This is a genomic window from Nocardia brasiliensis IFM 10847, from assembly GCF_000710915.1.
GTDB lineage: Bacteria > Actinomycetota > Actinomycetes > Mycobacteriales > Mycobacteriaceae > Nocardia > Nocardia brasiliensis_A.
The window spans coordinates 1-21571 of the sequence record NZ_BAUA01000222.1; the positions used below are offsets into that span (position 1 = coordinate 1).

The following is a 21571-nucleotide window of genomic DNA, read 5'->3' on the forward strand; positions in this document are numbered from 1 at the left end:
GTCCGTGCCTGCCGCCATAAGACTCGGTGCAGGACTCCGCCACGATACGACACCCCCGGCGTTCCCCGCACCTCGAATACACCGCCTGTGCTGCTCTCCTTTGCCCCGCAGCACAGGCTTCGAGCCCGGAACCCGCGCCGGTGCGGCTGGCCGGCGGTTCAGTTCGGCAGTTGAGCCCCTTCGGCGAAGTCTGTCGTGCGTGAGAGGTCTGCCCATTTCTCGATCTCGGCGTCGACGGCGGCCCGGCCGGCTCGGACCAGTCGCAGGGCGTCGGAGCCGAGCAGCAGGTGCGCCGGCGGGTCGGCGGATTCGATCACCGAAAGTATTGCGGCTGCCGCTTTTTCGGCATCACCCAGCTGGTTGCCGGCGGCGGCGCGGCGGCGCGCGCACCGGGTCCATCAGCGCGTCGTAGTCCGGGATGGAGCGTTCGGTGCGGACCATGGAGCGCCCGGCCCGGTCGGTGCGGAACGAGCCGGGCGCGACGGCGTACGCCGATGCGCGGCGCTGTTCAGAGACCGACACCGCCGGTGACATCGATCGTGGCACCGGTGATCCAGCGGGCGTCCTCGGACGCCAAGAAGGCCACCGCGCCGGCGATATCCGGGACTCGGCCGATTCGGCCGAGGGCGGTCAGGCCGATGGTGCGGGCCTCGTTCACAGGGTCGGCCAGCGCGTCGGCCGTCATGTCGGTGCGGGTGTAGCCGACCGCGACGGAGTTCACGGTGATTCCTTGTGGACCAAGGTGTTTGGCGAGAGTATGACTGAACACGTCGAGTGCGCCCTTGGTGAGCGCGTAGCCGATGCCGGGGACCGAGGCGAGGCGGGCGACGACGGAGGAGATGTTGATGATCCGGCCGCCGGCACGCAGCCGTGGCAGCAGCCGCTGGGTGAGAAATACCGGCGCCCTGACGTTGACGGCGATCGTGCGGTCGAATTCCTCGACGGCGAGAATCTCGATCGGCCGCCCCATGACGTAGCACCCCGCGTTGTGCACCAGGATGTCGATTCCCCACTCCCCCTGCGCATTCAGCGCAGCATCCAGACCGTTCGCGAGGGTTTCCACATCGCCGGGAACGCCCAACTCGGCACCCACGATGCATGCCCGGCCGCCTGCCGCGGCGATGGCCGCCGCGGTCTGCTGCGCCGCCGCCTTGTTCCTGCCGTAGTGCACCGCGACCAAAGCGCCGTCCCGGGCCAAGCGTTCGGCGATGCCGCGCCCGATGCCGCGGCTGCCGCCGGTGACCAGCGCGATCTTTCCGTCGAGGGTTCCCATGGTCACTCCCCGGCCAGCCAGGCGTGGCCCGATTCGCGGATGGTGCGCTCCCGGTCGCTGAAGCGGGTCGGGTACGTGCCGGTCACCGGGACTCCGCTGCGTTCGAGTAGGTAGGCCAGTGCCGCGTATTCGCGGGGGTGGCGACGGCTGAGCGCCTCGGCGTCGATGTGCTCCGCGCCGTCGACGCCGAAGGGATAGGTGAAGCCGCCCCTCGATCACCCTGTGCAGAAGAAGATTTCGGACATGATCGAAGAGCGAATCGCCGACCGCCTCGCGATCGGCGCGCTGATGTCGCCACTGTGAACCTGGCACTGCCATGGTTGCGAGGAGGGGCCGCGCAGAGTGGTTGTGCTGCTAGCTTGTAAACCGTTCGGCGACAACAAAGTTTGTTGTCGAGCGAAATCACGATCGGCGGCGGGGAGTCGCCTTGGGAGGGAAAGAACTGTGTTCAAACGTATTGCCGTCAGCGCCGCGATCGCGGTCTGTGCCGCCGGTCTCGGCCTCGGGATGAGCGAGGCATCCGCAGCCCCGGTGGCTGATGGAGTGCAAAGCGGATCAATGTATTTCGCCGCCTCCTGCGCCGGCCGGGAAATCCCCGGTTACCGGTGCCTGAGCTGCCCTCCAAGTGCGGCCGGAGCCTGCACGTACGAGCGGATTCCTCCGACGAAGAGCGGGCCCAAGTCCGGACGGAGCAACGGCAACTAGTTCGCCTTTCTGACCGGTAGAGAGGTAGCCGCAGCGGGCGTGACAACGCGCCTGCCAACACCTCTGCGCCGGTCAGCACGCAGTGCGGCGAGCGGGACGGCCAATAGGCGGTCCCGCTCGCCACCATTTTGTCGTCACGTTCATGACCTCGGCGACCCGGGTGTACACGTGGTCGTGCACCGTGCACGCGATCGCCCTCGGCAGTGGGCCGCAGCAGCAGCAGTCTTTCTCGCCTCCGACGCCGCTGGCTACGTCAGCGGCTCCGAACTCGCCATGGACGGCTTCGCCCAGGTGTGAGGCACGCGAACACACCGGGTGCTGGACGAACAATCCGTCGCCCGCGACATGTGACGCCCCCTCCTCGGACGCGAGTGGCTGAACCCTGAACCCTGGACCTGCCGATCCTGCCGATCCTGATGACGCACTCGAGGTGTCTTGCGTCAACCCGGTGGCAGGCTGCGATGGCGAGTCCGGTTGTGTCGGGGCCGCCCCGGAGAACACGCGGTAATACCGAATTGAGAGTGTTCGGCTAGCCCGTCGTCGGGACGAGCCAGCCGATCACGAACGTCCGGATCTGCCTGCGGGCTCAGGCGGTCAACGCAACACCTCTTCGAGTGCTTCTGGTGGTGTCCTGAAGTCGAGGGTTTGTCGAGGGCGCCCGTTGAGTTCGTCGGCGATCGCATCGAAGTCGGCTTGACTGTATGTGCAAAGGGCTAGGGGCATGGGTGGCGGGCGTTACGACCCGAGCAACCTGTATTCGTTGTGCCGCCCATGATATGAGGCAAATACCATTGGCAAGGTCTTCGGCCCGCGCAGGGCATACCTAAATTGCCGCCGATCCTGCTGCACTCGCGACGCCCTCTGAATGGGTTCGGGTTCCGAGACTTCGGAGTCTCCTACCGGACCCACACGATTTCTCCACACTTGGTAACCGGATCGGACACAACTGGTCGATACAGTGACCGCGTGTTTGCTCGTGATACATCGTGGAATCGCTTGAAACTTCTCACGTACATATTGCATGTCGTTGCCGTCGGCGTGCTGGCTGTGGCGTGGTTGGAGATCGGGCTCGGACTGTACTCCGAGCCGGGAGCAGATCCACGGTTCGAGCTCGAAGCGGGCGGCAACTTCGCGGCCAACGTCATGGTCTATTGGCCGTTCCGGTTCGTGATCAGCCCGGTGCTGGTCGTCACTGGCATTTTCGGGCTGATGCCACACCGGTTCGCGCCTGCCGGCACCATCGCGGGTGGGGTAGTTGTCAGTTGGTTCGCTCAGCGGGTGGGGACCGAGCTGTACTTGTCCGATTACAAGCCGGAGTTATCCGGACACCTCGACACGAGCATCGTCGCGGCGTGCTTCGCACTCGCCGCAGCGTTCGCGGCAGCCTTCATGCATTGGTATGGCAACCGAACCGGCCGGACGCGCGCCGCCTCGATGCGAGGCGGCGCAGTGCTCGTAGTTGCCATTCTCGTCAGCGTGATGGTCACGATTCCGCCGCTGATCGCGGGCAGCGGCACCCCGTCCGGTGTCCGAGCTTGGCTCGTCACCAACCCCCATTGCGGCAGGAACTTGTCGGACTGGACCGACGAAGGACAGACGACCGTCTACACCGGCGGCGCGACACAGTCGTATCCGCCGAAGGATGTGCCCGACAACGTGTTCGGGGTCGTGGTCACACTTCGTAACGGCACAGGCAGCGTCGAAACTACCCCGCCGACCGCGATCTCGTTCCGAGATGAGCTGCCATTACGGTCGGGTCCGCCGGGAACCGCCCTGATGCTGCATCAGCGCGGTACAGGCAACAAGTTCGCGTTTACTGACCTGCACACTCCGAATTGTGAGGCTGGCAGTAACCGGGTGGTTTCGGCGACCTACAAATATGCGGATTACGGCGGAACTGGCACGTCTGAGATACAGGGCACGGTATCTCGTAGCGACTAGCGCGCCGACAGGGGTGTTTGATAGCCGTCGGTGATCTGGATGTCCGCACATCGGCGTAAGACGTTCTGTGTCGCACTGATCCAGCGCTGACTTCAGTCAGCACGAGTGAACGATAATGCCGCGACCCGAGCGTTCGGAACCGGCCGCGAGGCCGCCGACGAGTGCACGCACATGCCGATGTGCGAGTGTTCTTTGTTGCGAAATTGGATCGGCACAACCGGACGCCAACAACGATTTCTGAGCCGTCCCGGCGTGGTCGGGGGACGGACGACTCAGCGTTGGGGACCCCCTACCCAGTGGCCTGCGAGCGGCTCTACGACATGACGGTCAGTCCCCGAAAGTCGAAAAGTCCCGCATCCCTATGGCAAAAAGCCACAGAACGGCTACTGAGAAAAGGGAGATGAATAGGACAGCACCCGCGATGAAGCGTGCGGCGAATGCGGGCCAGGATCTGCTTTCCGTGCGCCCGGTACGAACCTTCCCCTTCATGCCGAGCACGAGCGCTATGCAGGCCGGGATCACGGGCAGCGCGAACCAGATCAGCAGACCTGCGAGGGTTTCCGCGCGCGGGTCCCATGGGCAGGGAAAGCGACGCGTTGCGAAGGCCGCTGCCCCCGCGATGCATGCGAGACCGAGAGCAACATACGCCATCCAACTCGACCGTTGGGATGATCGTGGTGCCGGACGGGACAGCGACACAGGTGGATTCACCCGTCGATGACAGCAGCGTCGACGGGGCGCTGTCCAGCCACCAGTTCCGTTGAGCTGAGCGCACGCAAGAACCACTACCGCGCGGCGTAGTGGTTCCTGATCAACGTCCGCTCATGCCTGCGGGCTCAGGCGGTCAACGCAACACCTCTTCGAGTGCTTCTGATGGTGTGCGGAAGTCGAGGGTTGTCGAGGGCGCACCGATTCCAGGATGTCTATCTTCTTTGGGGACACCGCTGAATTGCCGTGACAGTGCCGCGCAAGAGCGATGCCAGCGGCCTCGCCGACCATTGGGAACCACAGTCTCGCTTCGGACATCAGTAAGGACAGCCTATGTCTCGACAGCCGCAACGCCTGCGCCGCAATGTAAATCGACTCAACAGGTTTGTCACCCTGCTGCAAAAGTGGGGTGTGGTCTTCTCGGACATGCACATCCTCACAGTCGTCGGCCGACGATCCGGTGAGTTACGAGAGGTGCCGGTCTCGGTAGTCCGCCTCGCCGATGGACGCTATGTCTTCCAGGCGTATCCGAAGTCGGCATGGGTGGCGAACGTCCGCGCCACGCCGACGGTCACGTTGGCTCGTGGTCGGCGCTCCTCGGTGGTGCGGATGGTGGAACTGCCTGTGGACGAACGTCGTTCGCTGCTGCGCGACCATGTCGCGAACGGCCGGGCGAAGCTGGACGAATGGTTCGTCAAGACCGGCTTGGTCGAGGCGGCCACACCGGACGGGCTCGCCGCCGCGGCCGAGCGGATTGCGATCTTCCGCGTCGAACCGGCCTGACAAGGGAATATTGCCGCGGAGTGCTCGGATTGCGCCAGTTTTGGTCTCAGGCTGGCGAACGCACTGTCATGCCGCTGAGCGCTTGGCTGTTGGTTCGTCGACGATTTCGTCGCCGCCCTGGGCCAAGGTCTCGTGCCTGGCCCGCTTGGACGCCTGAGTGGGCTCGCATACGGCGGCGCGCCCCGCTGACCGATTCGGTTGGCAGGGCGGCCGTTCCGCGTAGTGGGTGTTACTTGCTGGAGCCGCTGGCGGACAGCGATTCCAGCAGGCAGGGCAAGTGGTTTGCGTTGGGCATGCAGCCCGGGGACTTCACCTGATCCGCCCGCTGTTCGGTGGACTGCAGCGGCAGTCCGGCGGCGGAGGCTGGGATCGCGGTCGCCAGGGGTGCCATCAGGAGTACACCGGCGAGGAGGCCGACACGAAGTTTGTTGCGCATCACAGTCCCTTTCGAGCGGCCGGGGTCGGCCACCGCGGTGAAATTATCGAGTTCACCGCTCCGTCCAACAGACCTCGAAAGGCGTGCCCCTGAAATCAGGGGTGGCATAGCGGGGTGGGTGACCGGTGCCCGAGGCGTAATGCCGCTGAGTGCTCGCCTGGCGGGCTCGGGCTGGCGCCGCAGTGAACGCACGCAACTCATGCTCGGCATGCTGGGGCTGCGAATATTCGAAGCCTGCAACACCTTCGTCACGACCATGCTCGACGCGGGCGTGGATACATGGCTTCGGGCACATGACACTCAACGCACGCACATGCCGCATATCGCGCGTTCCTAGCTCGTCGAATCGTGTAGGTAAGCGGCCTTGGGTGTCCGGTCTCCGAGCGCTTGGTGTGGTCGGAGGGTGTTGTAGATGACGCGGAAGCGGTGGACTTCCATGTCGAGGGCGTCACCGTCGGCGATGACCCCGCGATATAAGTGCTCGTATTTCAAGGTGCCGAAGAACCGTTCGATCACACCGTTGGTTTGCGGGGAGCGCACCCTGGTGCGGACGTGCCGCAGCAGCGGATCGGCGCCGGCGAACGCCGTTTTGAAGACCTCGCCGCGGAAACACGAGCCATTGTCCGAAACCACCGCGATCGGTGCCGCCACTACCCCGATCGGATCGCTGTCTGGGCCCAGAACCTCGACCGAGCCGCGGTCGGCGCGCAGGTCCTTCAGACCCAGAACGTGCTCGGCTTCGGCGACGGCGAGCTGGAGGCATTTCAGGGCGTCATGCCCGCGGGCGGTCGTGGTCACCGTGATGGCGAGGCAGTATTTCGTGACGTAGTCGATGACCGCGCAGATCCGCCAGATCCCTCCACCGCTGGTTTCGAACTCGCTGAAATCGATCTGCCACACCGCATTGCGGCGGATCGGTGGTGTCCGGAACACCTTGCGCCGCAACGCCGCCCACGACTTACGGTCCGCGCGAAACCCGCGCGGCACCAGCAGCCCCCGGCGGCGCAGGGCCCGTTCGACCGTCGAGGTCGACACCTCGTAGCCGTCGGCGCGCATCAACGCAGCGATCTTGCGGTGCCCCCACGCCGGCCACGCCTCGGCGTACTCCGCCGCGATGGGCTCGAACCGATCCAGTTGCGGTGCGGGCCGGGATCGACGCTGCGGCTCGCCCGCACGGTGGCTGGCCAGGCGTCGGCGGTAGGTGCGTTCCGGGATTCCAACCAAGGTAGCGAACCTCGAAACCGGCAACCGCTGTGCCGTTCTCAGGGCTTCGAGGTCGGTGAAGGGACACGCTCGACACCTCCGTAGCGCTGGATCCGCAGTTGCACCGTAGCCTCGGCCAGCGCGAGCTTGAGCTGTTCGTTCTCGATCCGCAACCGCCGCTCCTCCGCACCACCACGGGCTCCGGCCGGTCCACTGGGGCGCGGTTCGAGAGCTTTCGTACCCGCCTCCAGGAACGCTTGCTTCCATTTCGAGACCGCGACCGCGCTCACGCCCCGCCGCCGCGCTGCTTCGGAGACGCTCATTTCACCCCTGAGCACCGATAGGACGATCCGCAGCTTGTCCTCGACCGGGATTCTGGTCCTCGCCGACCGTGACCTAGCGTCCTCCTCAGCTCATGCGTGACGGGACCCTAAACCTGCGGATCCTGCTGCTCATGATGACGCAGCAGAGGCGCTACTATTCGAACATGAGTTCGACGTCGGAGTCTGGGGTGCCGCGCACGGAGGGTACGGAGCCGGAGCTGATCGAACCGGATGGGGTGGGGCATTATGCGGCTGCGGTCACCGTGCGGCCGCGGCCGGTGTGGGTTCGGTTGGATGCGATCGTGATTCGTGATCCGGGCACGCCCAAGCACACCAACGGGGCGGGTGTGATCATGACCGGGGAGCGAGCAGGGTTGCTCACCCACTGGGTGCCGACCGTGGCCGGCGACTGGATGGGGCGGGTGACGTTCAGCGTGCAATACGCGGACGGACGCCCCGACCTGGTAGTTCAAGGCCAGCTGGTCCCCGCCTACGCCTTGCGCCCCCGCACCGACCAGCGCTGAACGCCGACACCCCACTGGACACATGATCACGAGGAACTGGTGGCGGGAGCCTCTCGGCCGATGCCGCCATCAGTTCCTCGTGATCAACCGACCAACACCGGAGTCAGTGGGCGGCGGAGTCCCAGCTGCGGCCGGTGCCCACCGAGACGTCCAGGGGGACGGAGAGGTGGATGGCGGCCGACATCTGGGCTTTGGCGAGGGCTTCCAGGGTTTCCTTTTCGCCTTCGGCGACTTCGAAGAGCAGTTCGTCGTGGATCTGGAGGAGCATGCGGGAACGCAGGCCGGCTTCCTGGATCGCCTTGTGCACGTTGATCATCGCCACCTTGATGATGTCGGCGGCGGTGCCCTGGATGGGGGCGTTGAGGGCCATGCGCTCGGCGGCTTCGCGGCGTTGCCGGTTGCTGGAGTCGAGGTCGGGCAGGTAGCGGCGGCGGCCGAAGAGGGTGGAGGTGTAGCCGACCTTGCGGGCCTGCTCGACCACCTCGTACAGGTAGTCGCGGATGCCGCCGAACCGGTCGAAGTAGACGTCCATCTGTTCTTTGGCCTCGGTGGTGCTGATCTTCAGCTGGGCGGCGAGGCCGTAGGAGCTGAGACCGTAGGCGAGACCGTAGGACATGGCCTTGATGCGGCGGCGCAGTTCGGGCGTCACCTCGGCGAGCGGGATGTCGAACGCCTTGGAGGCGACGAACGTGTGCAGGTCCTCACCCGAGTTGAAGGCTTCGATGAGGCCTTCGTCGCCGGACAGGTGCGCCATGATGCGCATCTCGATCTGGCTGTAGTCGGCGGTCATCAACGACTGGTAGCCGGAGCCGACGACGAACGTGTCACGGATCTGCCTGCCGGTATCGGTGCGGATCGGGATGTTCTGCAGGTTCGGCTCGGTGGAGGAGAGCCGGCCGGTGGCGGCGATGGTCTGGTTGAAGGTGGTGTGGATGCGACCGTCGTCGGCGACGCATTTGAGCAGGCCGTCGACGGTCACCTTGAGCCGGGTCGCGTCCCGGTGTTCGAGCAGGTGCTGCAAGAACGGGTGCTCGGTCTTCTCGAACAGCGATTCCAGCGCGTCGGCGTCGGTGGTGTAGCCGGTCTTGGTGCGCTTGGTCTTCGGCATGTCGAGCTCGTCGAACAGCACCACCTGCAACTGCTTCGGGGAACCGAGGTTGATCTGCTTGCCGATCACCTCATAGGCGGCGTTGGCGGCCTCGTTCACCTTGTCGGCGAACTGCCGCTGCAACGTCTCCAGCTGGTCGGTGTCCACCGCGATGCCCGAATCCTCCAGCGTGGCAAGCACACTCAGCAGCGGCAACTCCATGTCCGCGAGCAGCGGCACCGATTCGATCTGCTGGAGTTCGGTATCGAGCGCGTCGGCCAGATCGGCGACCGCCCGGGCGCGCAGCATCTCGGTCTGCGCGAGCTCGGCATCGACGGCGTCCTCGTCGTCGAGCAGCGACAGCTGCGGGGTCTCGTCGGTCTCGGCCCGCAATTCGCGCCGCAGATAACGCAGGGACAGGTCGTCGAGGTTGAAGCTGCGCTGCCCGGGACGGACCAGGTACGCGGCGAGCGCGGTATCGCTGGTGAGTCCGCCGAGGGTCCAGCCGCGTCCGCGCAGCGCGTGCATCGCCGCCTTGGCCTCGTGCAGCGCCTTCGGCACGGCCGGATCGGCAAGCCAGGCGCCGAGTGCCGCCTCGTCTTCCGGGGTCAGGATGGCGACATCGATGTAGCCGCTCTCGCCGTCGCCCGCCGCGATGGCGAGCGCGCGCACGTCACCGTTGCCGGGGGTGCCGCTGCCGACGATCGAGACGCCCTGCCGCACACCGGCCTTCGCGTGCTCGGCGAGCCAGTCCGCCACCGCGCCCACCTCGAGCGCGCCGCCGCTGATCTCGAAGCCCGCCTCGGCCTCGGGTTCCTTCGGGGCCAGCGTCTCGAACAGCCGGTCCCGCAGCACGCGGAACTCCAGGTCGTCGAAGAGCTGATGGATCTTGTTGCGGTCCCACGGCTGCTGCGCCAGCTGGTCGGGTGTGTAGGGCAGCGGCACATCGCGCACCATCTCGGTGAGCTGGCGGTTGAGCACCACGCTGCTCAGGTTCGCCCGCAGCGCGTCGCCCACCTTGCCCTTCACCTCGTCCACCTTGTCGACCAGGGTGTTCAGGTCGCCGTATTCGCGAATCCACTTGGCGGCGGTCTTCTCCCCCACGCCGGGAATGCCGGGCAGGTTGTCGCTCGGGTCGCCGCGCAGGGCTGCGTAATCCGGGTACTGGGACGGGGTGAGCTGGTATTTCGCGAACACCTCGTCGGGGGTGAACCGGGTGAGATCGGAGACGCCCTTGCGCGGGTAGAGCACCGTCACGTTGTCGTTGACCAGCTGGATCGCGTCGCGGTCGCCGGAGACGATCAGCACCCGGAAACCCTCCGACACCGCCTGGGTGGTGAGCGTGGCGATGATGTCGTCGGCCTCGAAGCCCTCGATGGCCATCACCGGGATGCCCATCGCGCCGAGCACGTCCTTGGTGAGTTCGACCTGCCCGCGGAACTCGTCCGGCGTCTGCGACCGGTTCGCCTTGTACTCCGGGTACGCCTCGGTGCGGAAGGTCTTGCGCGACACATCGAACGCCGTCGCGATATGCGTCGGCTTCTCGTCACGCAGCAGGTTGATCAGCATCGCGGTGAAGCCGTACACCGCGTTGGTGGTCTGGCCCGTCACCGTTTTGAAGTTCTCCGCCGGTAGCGCGAAGAACGCGCGATAGGCGATCGAATGCCCGTCCAGCAACATCAGAGTCGGCCGGTCTCCCGGCGCGACTTCGCTGGTGGCGGACGCGGTGGCGGGACGCTGAGCAGTCGTGGGTGAACTCACGCCCCCGAGTCTAGGGACCGCCACCGACAAGGTGTTACGCCGACACCCATGCGCATCGCATCAAGTGCCGACACCCCCTCGCCGTGACGCACACCACCACCCGCACCACCCGATCCAGGCACACCTCAACCCTCGATTCCCAGCGCCCGACACCGGAGTGACCACCGCAGACACCGGGTTCGAAGCCGCCGGCAACACAGCACCCGGTCACGAGCACACGGCACCGCGCCCCCTGCGCACGAAGTCCGAAGTCCCCTCGCGCCCGAAAGTGCCCGCACGGCGAATCACAGCGTGGCGACAAGCTCCCGCAGCACTGGCAGGCTCACCGAACCGGAGCCGAGCACCACGTCGTGGAACGCCTTGATGTCGAAGGCGGAGCCGAGGCGTTCGGTGGCGGCGAGGCGTTGTTTGCGGATTTCCAGCTGGCCGACCTTGTAGCCGACCGCTTGGCCGGGCATGCCGATGTAGCGGTCCACCTCGGCGGTGATCTCGGCGAGTCCGACCGGCACATTGGCGACCATGAAATCGATGGCCTGTTGCCTGCTCCAGCCTTTCGCGTGCAGACCGGTGTCGACGACCAGACGGCAGGAACGCCACGAGTCGCCCGACAGCATGCCGAGCCGGCCGAGATCGTCCTCGTACAGGCCCATTTCGTCGGCGAGCCGCTCGGTGTAGAGCGCCCAGCCTTCGACGAAGGCGGTGTTCGCGTACGACTGGCGCTGGAATCGCGGCAGGTGATCGAGTTCGTTGGCGATGGTGAGTTGCAGGTGGTGGCCCGGAATGGCCTCGTGGAAGGCAACCGACGCGGTCTCGAACCGGCCGCGGCCGGTCGGGTGGTACTGGTTGACGAAGTAGGCGCCGGGCCGGGATCCGTCGGCGGCGGGCGGAAAGTAGTACGCCGCAGGCGCATCCGCGGCGAGGAACTCCGGCATCGGGACGATATCGCACGATTCCTTGGGCAGCCTGCCGAACCAGTTGCCCATCTCGGCGCTCGCCGCGGCGAGGGCGCGCCGCGCGTCGAACATGATCTGTTCGCCGTCGGCGTAGCGCAGTTCCGGGTCCTCGCGCAGCCTGGCGAAGATCTCGCCGAGTTCGGCGGTGCCGAACAGCCGTTCGCCGACGGTCGCGTATTCCTCACGCAGCCCGGCCAATTCGGTCATGCCGAGTTCGTGGATCTCCTCGGCGCCGAGTTCGGGCAGCGTGGTGTGGAAGCGTAGCTGGCGCCGGTAGATGTCCTCGCCGTCGGCGCCGAGCCAGCACAGGCCCGGCTTGTCGTCCGGGCGGCTGACCGGCACCAGCTCCTCGAACAGCATGTCCCGGTAGCTCTGGAACGCGGGACGGATGACATCCCTTGCCACGTCGGTCAATTCGGCCCGCCACTCCGCCTCGCCGGCCCAGCCCTCGGGGCCGGAGAAGGTGACGAACAGATCCTCGGACAGGTCCGAGGAAAGGTAGCCGTCCAGCTGATTCAGCGAGCGCTCCAGCGTGATTCGCGGCGGCGTGCGACCCGCGGCCAGACCGTCCCGGAACCGCACGACCGCCTGCCCGAGCAGATCGCCGAACTGCCGGAACCGCTGCACGAGCGCGAGCGCATGCTCCGGTTGCGGGGCGTTCATCTGCGGCGCGATGGTGAGCACCCAGGCGTGCACGCCCTCCATCTGATCGGAGGCCAGCTCGGTCGGCCGCCACGCCAAACGGTCTATCGCGCCGGACAATTCGGTGCGCAGCAGGCTGTGCGTGACCCGGTCGGTCGCGTCGAGTCCCGCGGGGTCGAGCGCGTCGACCTGGCCGAGCAGCTCGCGCCAGGTCGACAGCAACCGCTCGTCGGCGGCGGCGGACAGATCCTCGATCTTGTCGTCGAATCGCCGGTCGCCGAGCAACGTCGCGTCGCTCGGCCGGGCCGCCAGGAAGGAGTCCCAGTACCGCTCGGCCAGATCCCTCAGCTGATCGCGCTCAGTCATGAGCATGATCATGCCTCGAGCGCGGCCGCGCGGCACCGGGGTTCACCTCATCGGCTAGCCGACACCGAGGTAGGCCGACTTCACGGCCGGGTCGGTCAGCAGTTCGCCGCCCGATCCGGTCTTGGTCACCTCACCGGTCTCCATGATGTAGGCGCGATCGCTGCGCGAGAGCGCCTGCTGCGCGTTCTGCTCGACCAGCAGCACCGTGGTGCCCTGCTTGTTGATCTCGGAGATGATCCGGAAGATCTGCTGAATGATCATGGGCGCCAAGCCCATCGACGGTTCGTCCAGCAGCAGCAGTCGTGGCCGGGCCATCAGCGAACGGCCGATGGCGAGCATCTGCTGCTCGCCGCCGGAGAGCGTGCCGCCGACCTGCTTGCGCCGCTCCAGCATGCGCGGGAACAACTCGAACACCCACTCGAGCGTCTTGTCGTATTCCGCCTTCTGCTTGAACGGCCTTCCGTAGCAACCCATATCGAGGTTCTCCTGCACCGTCATGCCGGGGAACACGCCACGGCCCTCCGGTGCCTGGATCAACCCGAGACCCACCCGCTCGTGCGCTTTCATGTGGGTGATGTCGCGGCCCTCGAACAGGACCCGCCCCTTGGTCAGGGGCAGCAGTCCGGACAGCGCCCGCATGGTGGTGGTCTTGCCCGCACCGTTCGCGCCGAGCAACGTCACCAGCTCACCCGGCGCCACCTTCAGCGAAATCCCGTGCAGCGCCTGGATTCTGCCGTAGTTGACGACCATGTCGTCGACCTCGAGCAAGGCGTCGGAGCCGTTGCGCACCGGTTCTGTCTGCGATGTCATCGCTGCTCCTACCCGTTCGTCCCGTGTGCGCTTGCCGTTCCCGCGTCGGTGCCGTCGTCGGGCACGCCGAGGTAAGCGGCGATCACCGCGGGATCCTCCCGGATCGCGGCAGGCAGTCCGTCGGCGATCTTGCGGCCGAACTCCAGCACCACGATCCGGTCGGTCACGCCCATCACCAGGCGCATGTCGTGCTCGATCAGCAACACGGTGAACCCGTCGTCGCGAATCTTGCGGATCAGATCCATCAGCGCCGACTTCTCGCTCGGATTGAACCCGGCGGCGGGCTCGTCCAGGCAGAGCAGCTTCGGCTCGGTGGCCAGCGCCCTGGCGATCTCCAGCCGGCGCTGGTCGCCGTAGGACAGGTTGCGCGCCTTCTCCACCGCCCGCGGTGCGATGCCGACGAATTCGAGCAGCGCCATGCCCCGCTCGATCGCGTCGTGCTCCTCCCGGCGATGCCGGGCGGTGCGGAAGATGGCGCCGGGCACCGAGGTCCGGTGCCTGGCGTCGGTGCCGACCACCACGTTCTCCAGCGCCGTCATCTCGCCGAAGAGCCGGATGTTCTGGAAGGTGCGCGCGATGCCCAGCCGCGTGATGGCGTTGCGCTTGGTCTTCGTCAGCGGGGCGCCGTCGAAGTACACGGTGCCCGACGCCGGGCGATAGACGCCGGTGATCGCGTTGAAGCAGGTGGTCTTGCCCGCGCCGTTCGGCCCGATGAGCCCGAGGATCTCGCCGCGGCGGATCTCGAAGCTCACCGCGTCCAGCGCGGTCAGGCCGCCGAACTTCACGGTCAGGTCCTCGGTGCGCAACAGCGGCGCACCGACGGCCGTCTCGATCTCGCGATGCGAGGCGACGACCTCCGCGACCGCCTCCGCGTCGGCCAGGTCCGGGTTCACCGCGGTCAGATCGACCACGCCGGCACTGGGTTCGGCCGCCGGCTCGGCCGCGTACCCCGCGGCCATGTCCTCGTTGTCGAACAGTGCGCCGCCGGCGCTCGGCCCGGTCATCGGGTCTCTCCGATCGCATCGTCGCCGGACGGTCTGCGCACCGCCTGATACACCTGCCGCCCGTAGGCGAGCAGCTTCTGCCGGACCGGGAACAGGCCCTGCGGTTTGAAGATCATGACCACCATCAGCGTGATACCGAAGAACAGGTACTTGTAGTCACCGAGCGACTGCGCGCCCGGCTTCTGGAAGACCAGCACGTTGTTGAGCACGACGAGCATCACGATCACCGCGACCGCACCACCGGCCAGATAGCCCAACCGGATCGGTCGCTCCTGATCCCGGGCCCACCTGCGCCACACGATGATCAAACCGACCACCAGGGCGACGGTGAAGATCAGCGCCGCCCAGCCGAGGGCCGACTGACCGACCGCCTGCACCGAGAGCAGCCGGTTCGGCAGATACACGATGACGAACGCGCCCACGATCACGCCGAGCTTGTTGCCCTGCCCGCCGATGACGACCGCGCACAGGAACAGCACGGAGTTGATGATGTTGAACCCGGTCGGGTTGATGAATTGCACCTGCCCCGCATACAACGCACCGGACAACCCGCCGACCGCGGCGCCGATCATGAAGGCCCACAGCTTGAACTTGAAGGTGGGCACGCCCATGATCTCGGCCGCGTCCTCGTCCTCCCGGATCGCGACCCAGGCACGGCCGACCCGGCTGCGTTCGAGGTTGCCGACGATCAGCAGGATCATGATCACCAGCACCATGCCGACCCAGAACCACCAGACGCCGGCGTTGGCCCGGTCCAACAGATTCGACGTCTCCGAATTGCCGACGTTGCCCGCGGAGAACACGCCGTTGGGTTTCTCCTCGGACACCCCGACCGACGGGTAGGCGATACCGGAGAGACCCAGGCTGCCGTTGGTCAGGTCGCCGAGATTGTCGGCGAGCAGCCGGACGATCTCGCCGAAGCCGAGCGTCACGATCGCGAGATAATCACCGCGCAAACGCAACGTCGGCGTGCCCAGGATCAACCCGGATACCGCGGTGACGGCCACGGCCAGTGGTACACAGGCCAGCCAGGCCCACTTGCTGCCGAGCCAGCCGCCGTCGGTCTGATTCCACGGACTGTTCGGACTCGTGAGCAGACCGACGGTGTACGCACCGACGGCATAGAAGCCGACGTACCCCAGGTCGAGCAAACCCGCCTGCCCGACAACGACATTCAGCCCGATCGCGATCAGCGCGTACATCGCGAACTGCGCCATCACGCCGCCGAAACTGGTGCCCGGCGTGTCGATGAACGGCGGCGGGAACAGCGGAAGCAGCGCCAGCGCGATGATCGCGGGCACCCCGACCGCCCACTGGGCGGGCCGGGACAGACCGCTCCACCAGCCGCGCAGCGCGTCACCGACGCCGTGCCGGGGCTGTTCCGGCTTGGCCGGTGGGACAACAGGTTTGGTGGTTACCTCACTCATGCGCGTGCCTTCCCGAGGCTCTCACCGAGAATGCCGGTCGGCCGAATCATCAATACCGCGATCAGCACCACGAACGCGACCACGTCACGCCATTCCGTGCCGAAGAGGATCTGGCCATAGTTCTCGGCAAGACCGAGCAGCAACCCGCCGAGCAACGCGCCCCGCAGATTGCCGATGCCGCCGAGCACCGCGGCGCTGAACGCCTTGATGCCGAGAATGAAACCGCCCGAATAGATGATGCCGTTCGGAATCTTGAGTGCGTACAACAGCGCCGCCGCACCGGCGAGCACGCCGCCGATGAGGAAGGTGAGCATGATGATCCGTTCCCGCGAAACACCCATCAGCGTCGCGGTATCCGGATCCTGTGCCACGGCCCGGATGCCGCGGCCGAACTTGGTCTGATTGATCAGCAGCTCGGTGGCGATCGCCAGGATCACCGCGGCGACGATGATCACGATCGTCACGTTGGTGATGTCGGCACCGCCGAAACTGAACTGCTTCGTCGGCTCCACCAGCATGATCGGCTTCTGGGCGTTGGAACCGCCCAGGCTCGGCCAGATCTTCGGCAGCACGAAGTGCACGATCTCCTGGAGCACGAAGGACGCGCCGATGGCGGTGATGAGGAAGATCAGGGGTTTGGCCCCGCGGCGGCGCAACGGCCGATAGGCGATGCGCTCGAGTCCGACCGCAGCCGCGCCGGACACGGCCATGCCGAAGATCATCGCGAGCGCCAGATAGGTGATGGTGAGGATGATGCCCTGCGAATAGACATCACCACTCGGCGAGAAGCCCAGCAACATCAGCCCGATGTACTGGCCGAACAAGCCGAGCATGAATATTTCCGAATGGGCAAAATTGATCAGCCGCAGTACGCCATAGACCAGGGTGTAGCCCACAGCAACCAGTGCATAGATAGCACCGTAGGACAATCCGTCGACGGTCAGTCGCCAGAAATCGTCGATCACTCCCTCATAGTTGAAGTCGATCGAGCCGCCGACGAGTTGTACTGCGTCGGCTAATGCAGTGGAAGTCATTCGTAATTCGCCCTCATTCATTCGCCCTTCACGAAACAGCAGCACGTAACGGGATTCGCGCGAACCCCGTTACGTGCTGCGCGACTCGTGGGTCGGGTTACTTGACCGTGTAGATCCAGATGAGCGCGTTGCTCAGCTCGCCGTTGGCGCTCCACTTGTACTGACGGGCCAGGCCGGCGCCGTCATAGGAACGCACGTACTCCAGGATGTCGGGGCGGGTCACCTTGCCCGCGCCGATCGCCTTGGTCAGGATCGTGGCCAGGTCATAGGCCTCGACCGAGTAGACACCCGAGGGCTGCTTGTTGAACGCCTGGTAGTCCTTCTCGAACTTCTCCGGAGCCGGACCACACGGGCAGGTCAGCGTCGCGCCCTTGGCCGCGCTGCCCGCCTGGGACAGGAACTGCGGATCGTTGGTGCCGTCCGGCGCCACGAAGACACCCTTGAAGCCACCCGACTTCAGCTGCTGGGCCAGCGGCGCACCCTCGGCGTAGTAGCCGGCGAAGAACACCGCGTCCGCGTTCGCGCCCGCGATCTTGGTGACCGTCGCGGAGAAGTCCTTGTCACCGGTCTTGATGCTGGACGAGCAACTCGCGTCGGCGGCGGCGCCGAGACCCTCGGTGATGCTCTTGGCCAGACCGGTGCCGTAGTCGCTGTTGTCCTGGACCACACAGACCTTCTTGTAGCCCGCGGTGCCGGTCAGGTACTTCGCCACCGACGGACCCTGCACATCGTCATTGGCCAGGCCGCGGAAGAAGCTGGTCCAGCCGTTGGACGTGAGGGTCGCGTTGGTCGCCGACGAGGTCAGCGACGCCAGGCCGGCATCGCTGAGGATCTTGCCGGTCGCCTTCGTCTCACCGGAGAAGGTCGGGCCCAGCAGCGCCACGATCGACTTGTCGTTGACGATCTGCGGGATCACCTGCGTGGCCTTCTGCGGGTCACCCTCGGTGTCGAACGACTTCAACGTGATCTGGCAGCCGGGGTTGGCCTTGTTGTGCTGATCGAGCGCCAGCTTCGCGCCCATATCGATGTTGATCCCGAGAGCAGCGTTCGGACCCGTCAACGCGCCGGCAAAGGCGATGTTGGTCGGCGCGCACGTCGCCTTGCCGTCACCGGCCGGATCGGCGGCCTTCGCCGGATCGACCTTCGCGACCTCTTTGCCGTTGGTGTCCACCTGAACGACCGGCGTGATCTTCAGGCTGGACGCCCCACTGGTACCGGACGCATCCGTACCGGTGCTGGTCGATTTGTCACTACAACCGGTCAGCACCAGCGCGGCAGCTGCACCGATTGCCAAAACACCTCGCCGTCGTACCGACTGTGCCTTGTCGAACTAAGCACGTTTCACCTCTAAGTCCTGTGCTCCCCCGGGATCACCGAGGGGGCCGACCACGTCAGCCCGGTCAGAACATAGCGTTGGTGCGTTAGTTCTGCATCACATTCGGATCATGAATCCGACATCGTGTCGAATTCTTGTTCACGATCCTGTTTCACGCGAGTAAAATTTCCTTCTAATCAGCGCAGGCGGGCACAGTCCGTCAGCACGGCGTGCATAGGTCAGCGGTCCGCTCACCGGACCACCCCTGTCACTTCGGCGCCAGGTTCTCCAGCACGACCTCCGCGACGGCCTTCATCGTCGTCCGGCGATCCATCGCGGTCCGCTGAATCCACTTGAACGCCTGCGGCTCGGACAGACCCTGCGTCTGCATCAGCACGCCCTTCGCCCGCTCCACCAGCTTGCGCGTCTCCAACCGGTCCGACAGATTCGCCACCTCGCCCTCCAGCGCGGTGATCTCATGGAACCGGCTCGCCGCCAACTCGATCGCAGGCACCAGATCCGACTTCGTGAACGGCTTCACCAGATATGCCATCGCCCCCGCGTCGCGAGCCCGCTCGACCAGATCCCGCTGACTGAACGCCGTCAAAATCACCACCGGCGCAACACGTTTCGACGCGATCTCGGCCGCCGCGTCGATCCCGTCCCGGCGCGGCATCTTCACATCCATGATCACCAGGTCCGGCCGGTGCTCCACCGCCAGATCCACCGCCTGCTGCCCGTCACCCGCCTCACCGACCACCAGATAGCCCTCTTCGGTCAGCATCTCGACCAGGTCCATGCGGATGAGCGCCTCATCCTCCGCGACGACGACCCGCTTCGCCCCCGCGTCGCGCTTAGTGCCTGCGCCCCCTGCTGCTGTGCTCATAGGTAAGACCCCTCGTGGTTTCGATGCCTGTCCCCGACACGCCGCAGAGTGGACGCTGGTCCAACTTGCCGACCATCGACCTCACCACCGGTCGTCGAGTGATGTAAAGAGTACCTTTCACTTCGGCATAGAACGCATATACCCAGGGCGAACCGCCCGACCGCGGCCCCGCCACCAACCAGTTAGGTACCAGCCCCCTCCACCCGCTATCATTTCGTCCCGGTGCGCCGGGTTGGCGGAACTGGCAGACGCGACGGTCTCAAAAACCGTTGTCCGAAAGGACGTGTGGGTTCGAGTCCCACACTCGGCACCAAGGTAGAGGGCGGATTCTGAGCCCACCCTCTCCATCACTACTTCACGCAGTCCGCAGTTGGTCCGCAGCAGCTTGCGCACCGGCGTCCATTCCGTCCGCGACCGTGTCGAGATCGTCCGGGAACAGGTGGCCGTACAGGTCCAGGGTCAGAGTCGCGGTCTTGTGCCCGAGCATCCGTTGGACGACCTTGATATTTGCCCCGGCGCTGATCGCCAGTGACGCCGCCGTGTGGCGCAGACCGTGAGGGACAACACCCTTCAGCCCGACCGCAATAGCAGCCTGATCGAACACCCACCGGAACTCAGTCGACGTGAGGTAGCCGCCCTTGTGGCTGGGGAACACCAGCTCCTCCGGCCCGCGCCCGTCCAGGAGCTTCGCGAACTCCTTGGCGAGGATTCTGGGGATCGGCACTGCACGCGTCGTGTGGTTCTTGGTATCGGTCTCAACGATGCCTTCGCCCGTGACCCCGGTTGCCGAACGAGTGACCCGGATTCGGCGGTTCTCCAGGTCGATGCTCGCGGAGCGAAGGGCGATCGCCTCACCGAACCGGATACCGGTGTAAGCGAGTGTGAACACCAGCGCACGGAAGCGACCGGCCGCAAGCGCCAGTTGCATGACTTCCACGTGCGTGAGATAGCGCCGCTCCCCCGCCATCATCGAGGGCAAGTCGATCTCGTCAGCCGGATTCACCGCGAGACGCTTGGACTTGATCGCGAACCGCAGTACCTGACTCAGCACCTGGTACGACTGGATCACCCGCGAAGCCGACAGCCCCCGGCCCTCGAACCTCGTGCTACCCGACTGGGAGAGGTTCACCACCCATTCCTGAATGTCCTCGAACTCGATCTCTCGCAATGGCGTCGAGCCCCAGCGAGGCAGCACCACGGTGTCGAGCAGGGAGCGGTAGCCTGCAACGGTTTTCGGCTTGCGGAACTTCTTCGAAGTGAACCACTTCTCCGCGACGACCGAGAACAGGACACCACTGCGGTCCGGGTCGACCCACGTACCGGTGACCACTTTCGTCGTCACGTCGCCATCGATGAACTTCTGTGCCTGCACCTTGGTGTCGAACGACTGCGACCGTTCTACTCCGTTGGGATCGACGTAGCGCGCCCTCCACCGCTTGCCCTTGCCGAAACGTTCTTCCGACTTCACCTTCTTCTTCGACTTCGCACCCGTCACCGGATCTTCCACGACCACGGTCGGATACCAGCGGTCTTCAATCCCCGCTCGTGGGTTCCGTCGAGTAGCCATCAGGCGGCCTCACCGCAGCCGGTCAGCTTCTCCTGTTCGGCGATCCACGCCAGCACGACGGACTTGCGCCACACTCGCCGACGCGGACCAAGCTTGAAGCTCGCTGGCCCCGAACCGACATGCGCCCACCACCGCCAGGTGGCTTCTGGGATTCCGGTCAGGGCTTCGCAGTCCTTGGCTCTGAGGTAGGTCTCGTCCTCGATCATTTCCAATCCTTCCTATGCCGCATCCGGAATTGCCGAACGCTTCTGTGTCACTGCTATTTCGAGTGCTTCCACGCTGTCGCCTGGCGGTTCTTCGGCTGTGGCGAGGCGTGCCCTGGTGTATTGGGCACGCTGGGTCAGCCGGGCCGAGACCAACGCGATGACCAGGTGCGAGCGTGGAGGTGCGTCCCGGTCGCCGGGTTGGACCGGGGTGATGCGCAGGTGTGAGGTGTCGGGCGGCATGATGCCGACTTTGGCGAGTTCGTTGCGAACGAATTCCAGCCGTTCGGCCTTGTGGTCGGGAATCGTCTTGCCCGTCCACATGGTGGAGGAGATGCACCGGTTGCCGGGCACACCGAGCAGATCGCGGCGATGATTGCCGCCACGGCAATGCCCCGGCTGGGTCTTCTCGCTGGCGTTCTTGGGGACGATGCCGTAGCGCAGCCATACCGCGCACGTCGGTGAGCACGGGGTGCGCTGCAACTGGGCGTGCAACCGGTCGTAATGGCGCTGTACGCGAGGGGAATCGGAGTCGAGGACTTCGGCTACCGACTTGGTGAGGTACTTGGTCAGGTAGCCGACCTTGCGATCCATTTCCGGTGTGCCCGCAAGGATTTGAA

At 65.6% G+C, this 21571-nt stretch carries 21 protein-coding genes and 1 tRNA gene; 5 read left to right on the top strand and 17 right to left on the bottom strand.

Annotated elements, in window-relative coordinates; all coding sequences use genetic code 11:
- Positions 1–158 precede the first annotated feature (158 nt).
- The 3 genes from NBRGI_RS49550 to NBRGI_RS42760 are packed head-to-tail and all read right to left on the bottom strand — an operon-like array spanning position 159 to position 1273.
- Positions 159–317 (bottom strand): hypothetical protein, encoded by a 159-nt coding sequence (locus NBRGI_RS49550; RefSeq protein ID WP_235211299.1) that lies wholly within the window; start codon positions 315–317, stop codon positions 159–161.
- 31 nt (positions 318–348) lie between these two features.
- Positions 349–522: a hypothetical protein gene (locus NBRGI_RS49555; protein WP_235211300.1), complete on the bottom strand. Its 174-nt coding sequence runs from the start codon at positions 520–522 to the stop codon at positions 349–351.
- Positions 509–1273 (bottom strand): SDR family oxidoreductase, encoded by a 765-nt coding sequence (locus NBRGI_RS42760; protein ID WP_029904013.1) that lies wholly within the window; start codon positions 1271–1273, stop codon positions 509–511. The genes NBRGI_RS49555 and NBRGI_RS42760 overlap by 14 nt, the downstream gene beginning before the upstream one ends.
- A gap of 873 nt (positions 1274–2146) precedes the next feature.
- Between NBRGI_RS42760 and NBRGI_RS49775 the strand changes: the two genes are divergently transcribed.
- The 3 genes from NBRGI_RS49775 (at position 2147) to NBRGI_RS42785 (ending at position 5410) form a co-directional block, all read left to right on the top strand.
- Positions 2147–2275 (top strand): hypothetical protein, encoded by a 129-nt coding sequence (locus NBRGI_RS49775; protein ID WP_268808484.1) that lies wholly within the window; start codon positions 2147–2149, stop codon positions 2273–2275.
- A 669-nt stretch (positions 2276–2944) separates the two neighbouring features.
- Positions 2945–3919, top strand: a complete 975-nt coding sequence (locus tag NBRGI_RS42775) for a hypothetical protein (protein ID WP_148311182.1) — start codon at positions 2945–2947, stop codon at positions 3917–3919.
- A gap of 1041 nt (positions 3920–4960) precedes the next feature.
- Positions 4961–5410, top strand: coding sequence for a nitroreductase family deazaflavin-dependent oxidoreductase (locus NBRGI_RS42785; RefSeq protein ID WP_029904018.1), 450 nt, complete (start codon positions 4961–4963; stop codon positions 5408–5410).
- A 229-nt stretch (positions 5411–5639) separates the two neighbouring features.
- On the opposite strand, the gene NBRGI_RS42790 is transcribed toward NBRGI_RS42785, so the two are convergent.
- The 3 genes from NBRGI_RS42790 to NBRGI_RS42805 form a co-directional block, all read right to left on the bottom strand.
- A complete protein-coding gene (locus NBRGI_RS42790; protein ID WP_029904020.1) occupies positions 5640–5846 on the bottom strand; it encodes a hypothetical protein in 207 nt (68 codons plus the stop codon).
- Between the two features lie 333 nt (positions 5847–6179).
- Positions 6180–7070 (bottom strand): integrase core domain-containing protein, encoded by an 891-nt coding sequence (locus tag NBRGI_RS42800; protein WP_051728471.1) that lies wholly within the window; start codon positions 7068–7070, stop codon positions 6180–6182.
- Positions 7071–7108: 38 nt separating this feature from the next.
- On the bottom strand, positions 7109–7423 hold the full coding sequence (locus NBRGI_RS42805; RefSeq protein WP_029904026.1) for a helix-turn-helix domain-containing protein: 315 nt from the start codon (positions 7421–7423) through the stop codon (positions 7109–7111).
- Positions 7424–7536: 113 nt separating this feature from the next.
- Here NBRGI_RS42805 and NBRGI_RS42810 point away from each other — a divergent pair, with 113 nt between their 5' ends.
- Positions 7537–7896, top strand: a complete 360-nt coding sequence (locus NBRGI_RS42810) for a hypothetical protein (RefSeq protein WP_141692287.1) — start codon at positions 7537–7539, stop codon at positions 7894–7896.
- 103 nt (positions 7897–7999) lie between these two features.
- Here the strand turns inward: NBRGI_RS42810 and polA are convergent, their stop codons facing one another.
- The 8 genes from polA to NBRGI_RS42850 all read right to left on the bottom strand — a co-directional run bounded on the left by polA (position 8000) and on the right by NBRGI_RS42850 (position 19181).
- Positions 8000–10744 carry a DNA polymerase I gene (polA, locus tag NBRGI_RS42815; protein WP_029904028.1) on the bottom strand — a complete coding sequence of 915 codons (2745 nt, stop codon included), beginning with the start codon at positions 10742–10744 and terminating at the stop codon, positions 8000–8002.
- A gap of 284 nt (positions 10745–11028) precedes the next feature.
- Positions 11029–12705, bottom strand: a complete 1677-nt coding sequence (locus tag NBRGI_RS42820; protein ID WP_235211302.1) for a DUF885 domain-containing protein — start codon at positions 12703–12705, stop codon at positions 11029–11031.
- Positions 12706–12759: 54 nt separating this feature from the next.
- Positions 12760–13515, bottom strand: coding sequence for an ABC transporter ATP-binding protein (locus tag NBRGI_RS42825; protein ID WP_029904032.1), 756 nt, complete (start codon positions 13513–13515; stop codon positions 12760–12762).
- Between the two features lie 8 nt (positions 13516–13523).
- Positions 13524–14519: an ABC transporter ATP-binding protein gene (locus NBRGI_RS42830; protein ID WP_029904034.1), complete on the bottom strand. Its 996-nt coding sequence runs from the start codon at positions 14517–14519 to the stop codon at positions 13524–13526.
- The gene (locus tag NBRGI_RS42835) at positions 14516–15946 is read right to left on the bottom strand and encodes a branched-chain amino acid ABC transporter permease (protein ID WP_029904036.1); all 1431 of its coding nucleotides are present in this window, start codon (positions 15944–15946) and stop codon (positions 14516–14518) included. The genes NBRGI_RS42830 and NBRGI_RS42835 overlap by 4 nt, the downstream gene beginning before the upstream one ends.
- Positions 15943–16980 (bottom strand): branched-chain amino acid ABC transporter permease, encoded by a 1038-nt coding sequence (locus NBRGI_RS42840; protein WP_014983321.1) that lies wholly within the window; start codon positions 16978–16980, stop codon positions 15943–15945. Before NBRGI_RS42840 ends, NBRGI_RS42835 begins: the two co-directional genes overlap by 4 nt.
- Before the next feature lie 97 nt (positions 16981–17077).
- Positions 17078–18274: a branched-chain amino acid ABC transporter substrate-binding protein gene (locus NBRGI_RS42845; protein ID WP_029904038.1), complete on the bottom strand. Its 1197-nt coding sequence runs from the start codon at positions 18272–18274 to the stop codon at positions 17078–17080.
- A gap of 289 nt (positions 18275–18563) precedes the next feature.
- Positions 18564–19181, bottom strand: a complete 618-nt coding sequence (locus NBRGI_RS42850; protein ID WP_014983319.1) for an ANTAR domain-containing response regulator — start codon at positions 19179–19181, stop codon at positions 18564–18566.
- Positions 19182–19407: 226 nt separating this feature from the next.
- On the opposite strand from NBRGI_RS42850, the gene NBRGI_RS42855 reads away from it, so the two are divergent.
- Positions 19408–19494, top strand: a tRNA-Leu gene (locus NBRGI_RS42855).
- A gap of 42 nt (positions 19495–19536) precedes the next feature.
- Here NBRGI_RS42855 and NBRGI_RS42860 read toward each other — a convergent pair.
- The 3 genes from NBRGI_RS42860 to NBRGI_RS42870 form a co-directional block, all read right to left on the bottom strand.
- Positions 19537–20694, bottom strand: a complete 1158-nt coding sequence (locus NBRGI_RS42860; protein ID WP_235211303.1) for a tyrosine-type recombinase/integrase — start codon at positions 20692–20694, stop codon at positions 19537–19539.
- Positions 20695–20747: 53 nt separating this feature from the next.
- Positions 20748–20954: a helix-turn-helix transcriptional regulator gene (locus tag NBRGI_RS42865; RefSeq protein WP_029904042.1), complete on the bottom strand. Its 207-nt coding sequence runs from the start codon at positions 20952–20954 to the stop codon at positions 20748–20750.
- A gap of 12 nt (positions 20955–20966) precedes the next feature.
- The coding region (locus NBRGI_RS42870; RefSeq protein WP_370627937.1) for a replication initiator at positions 20967–21571 on the bottom strand (605 nt) is incomplete at its 5' end.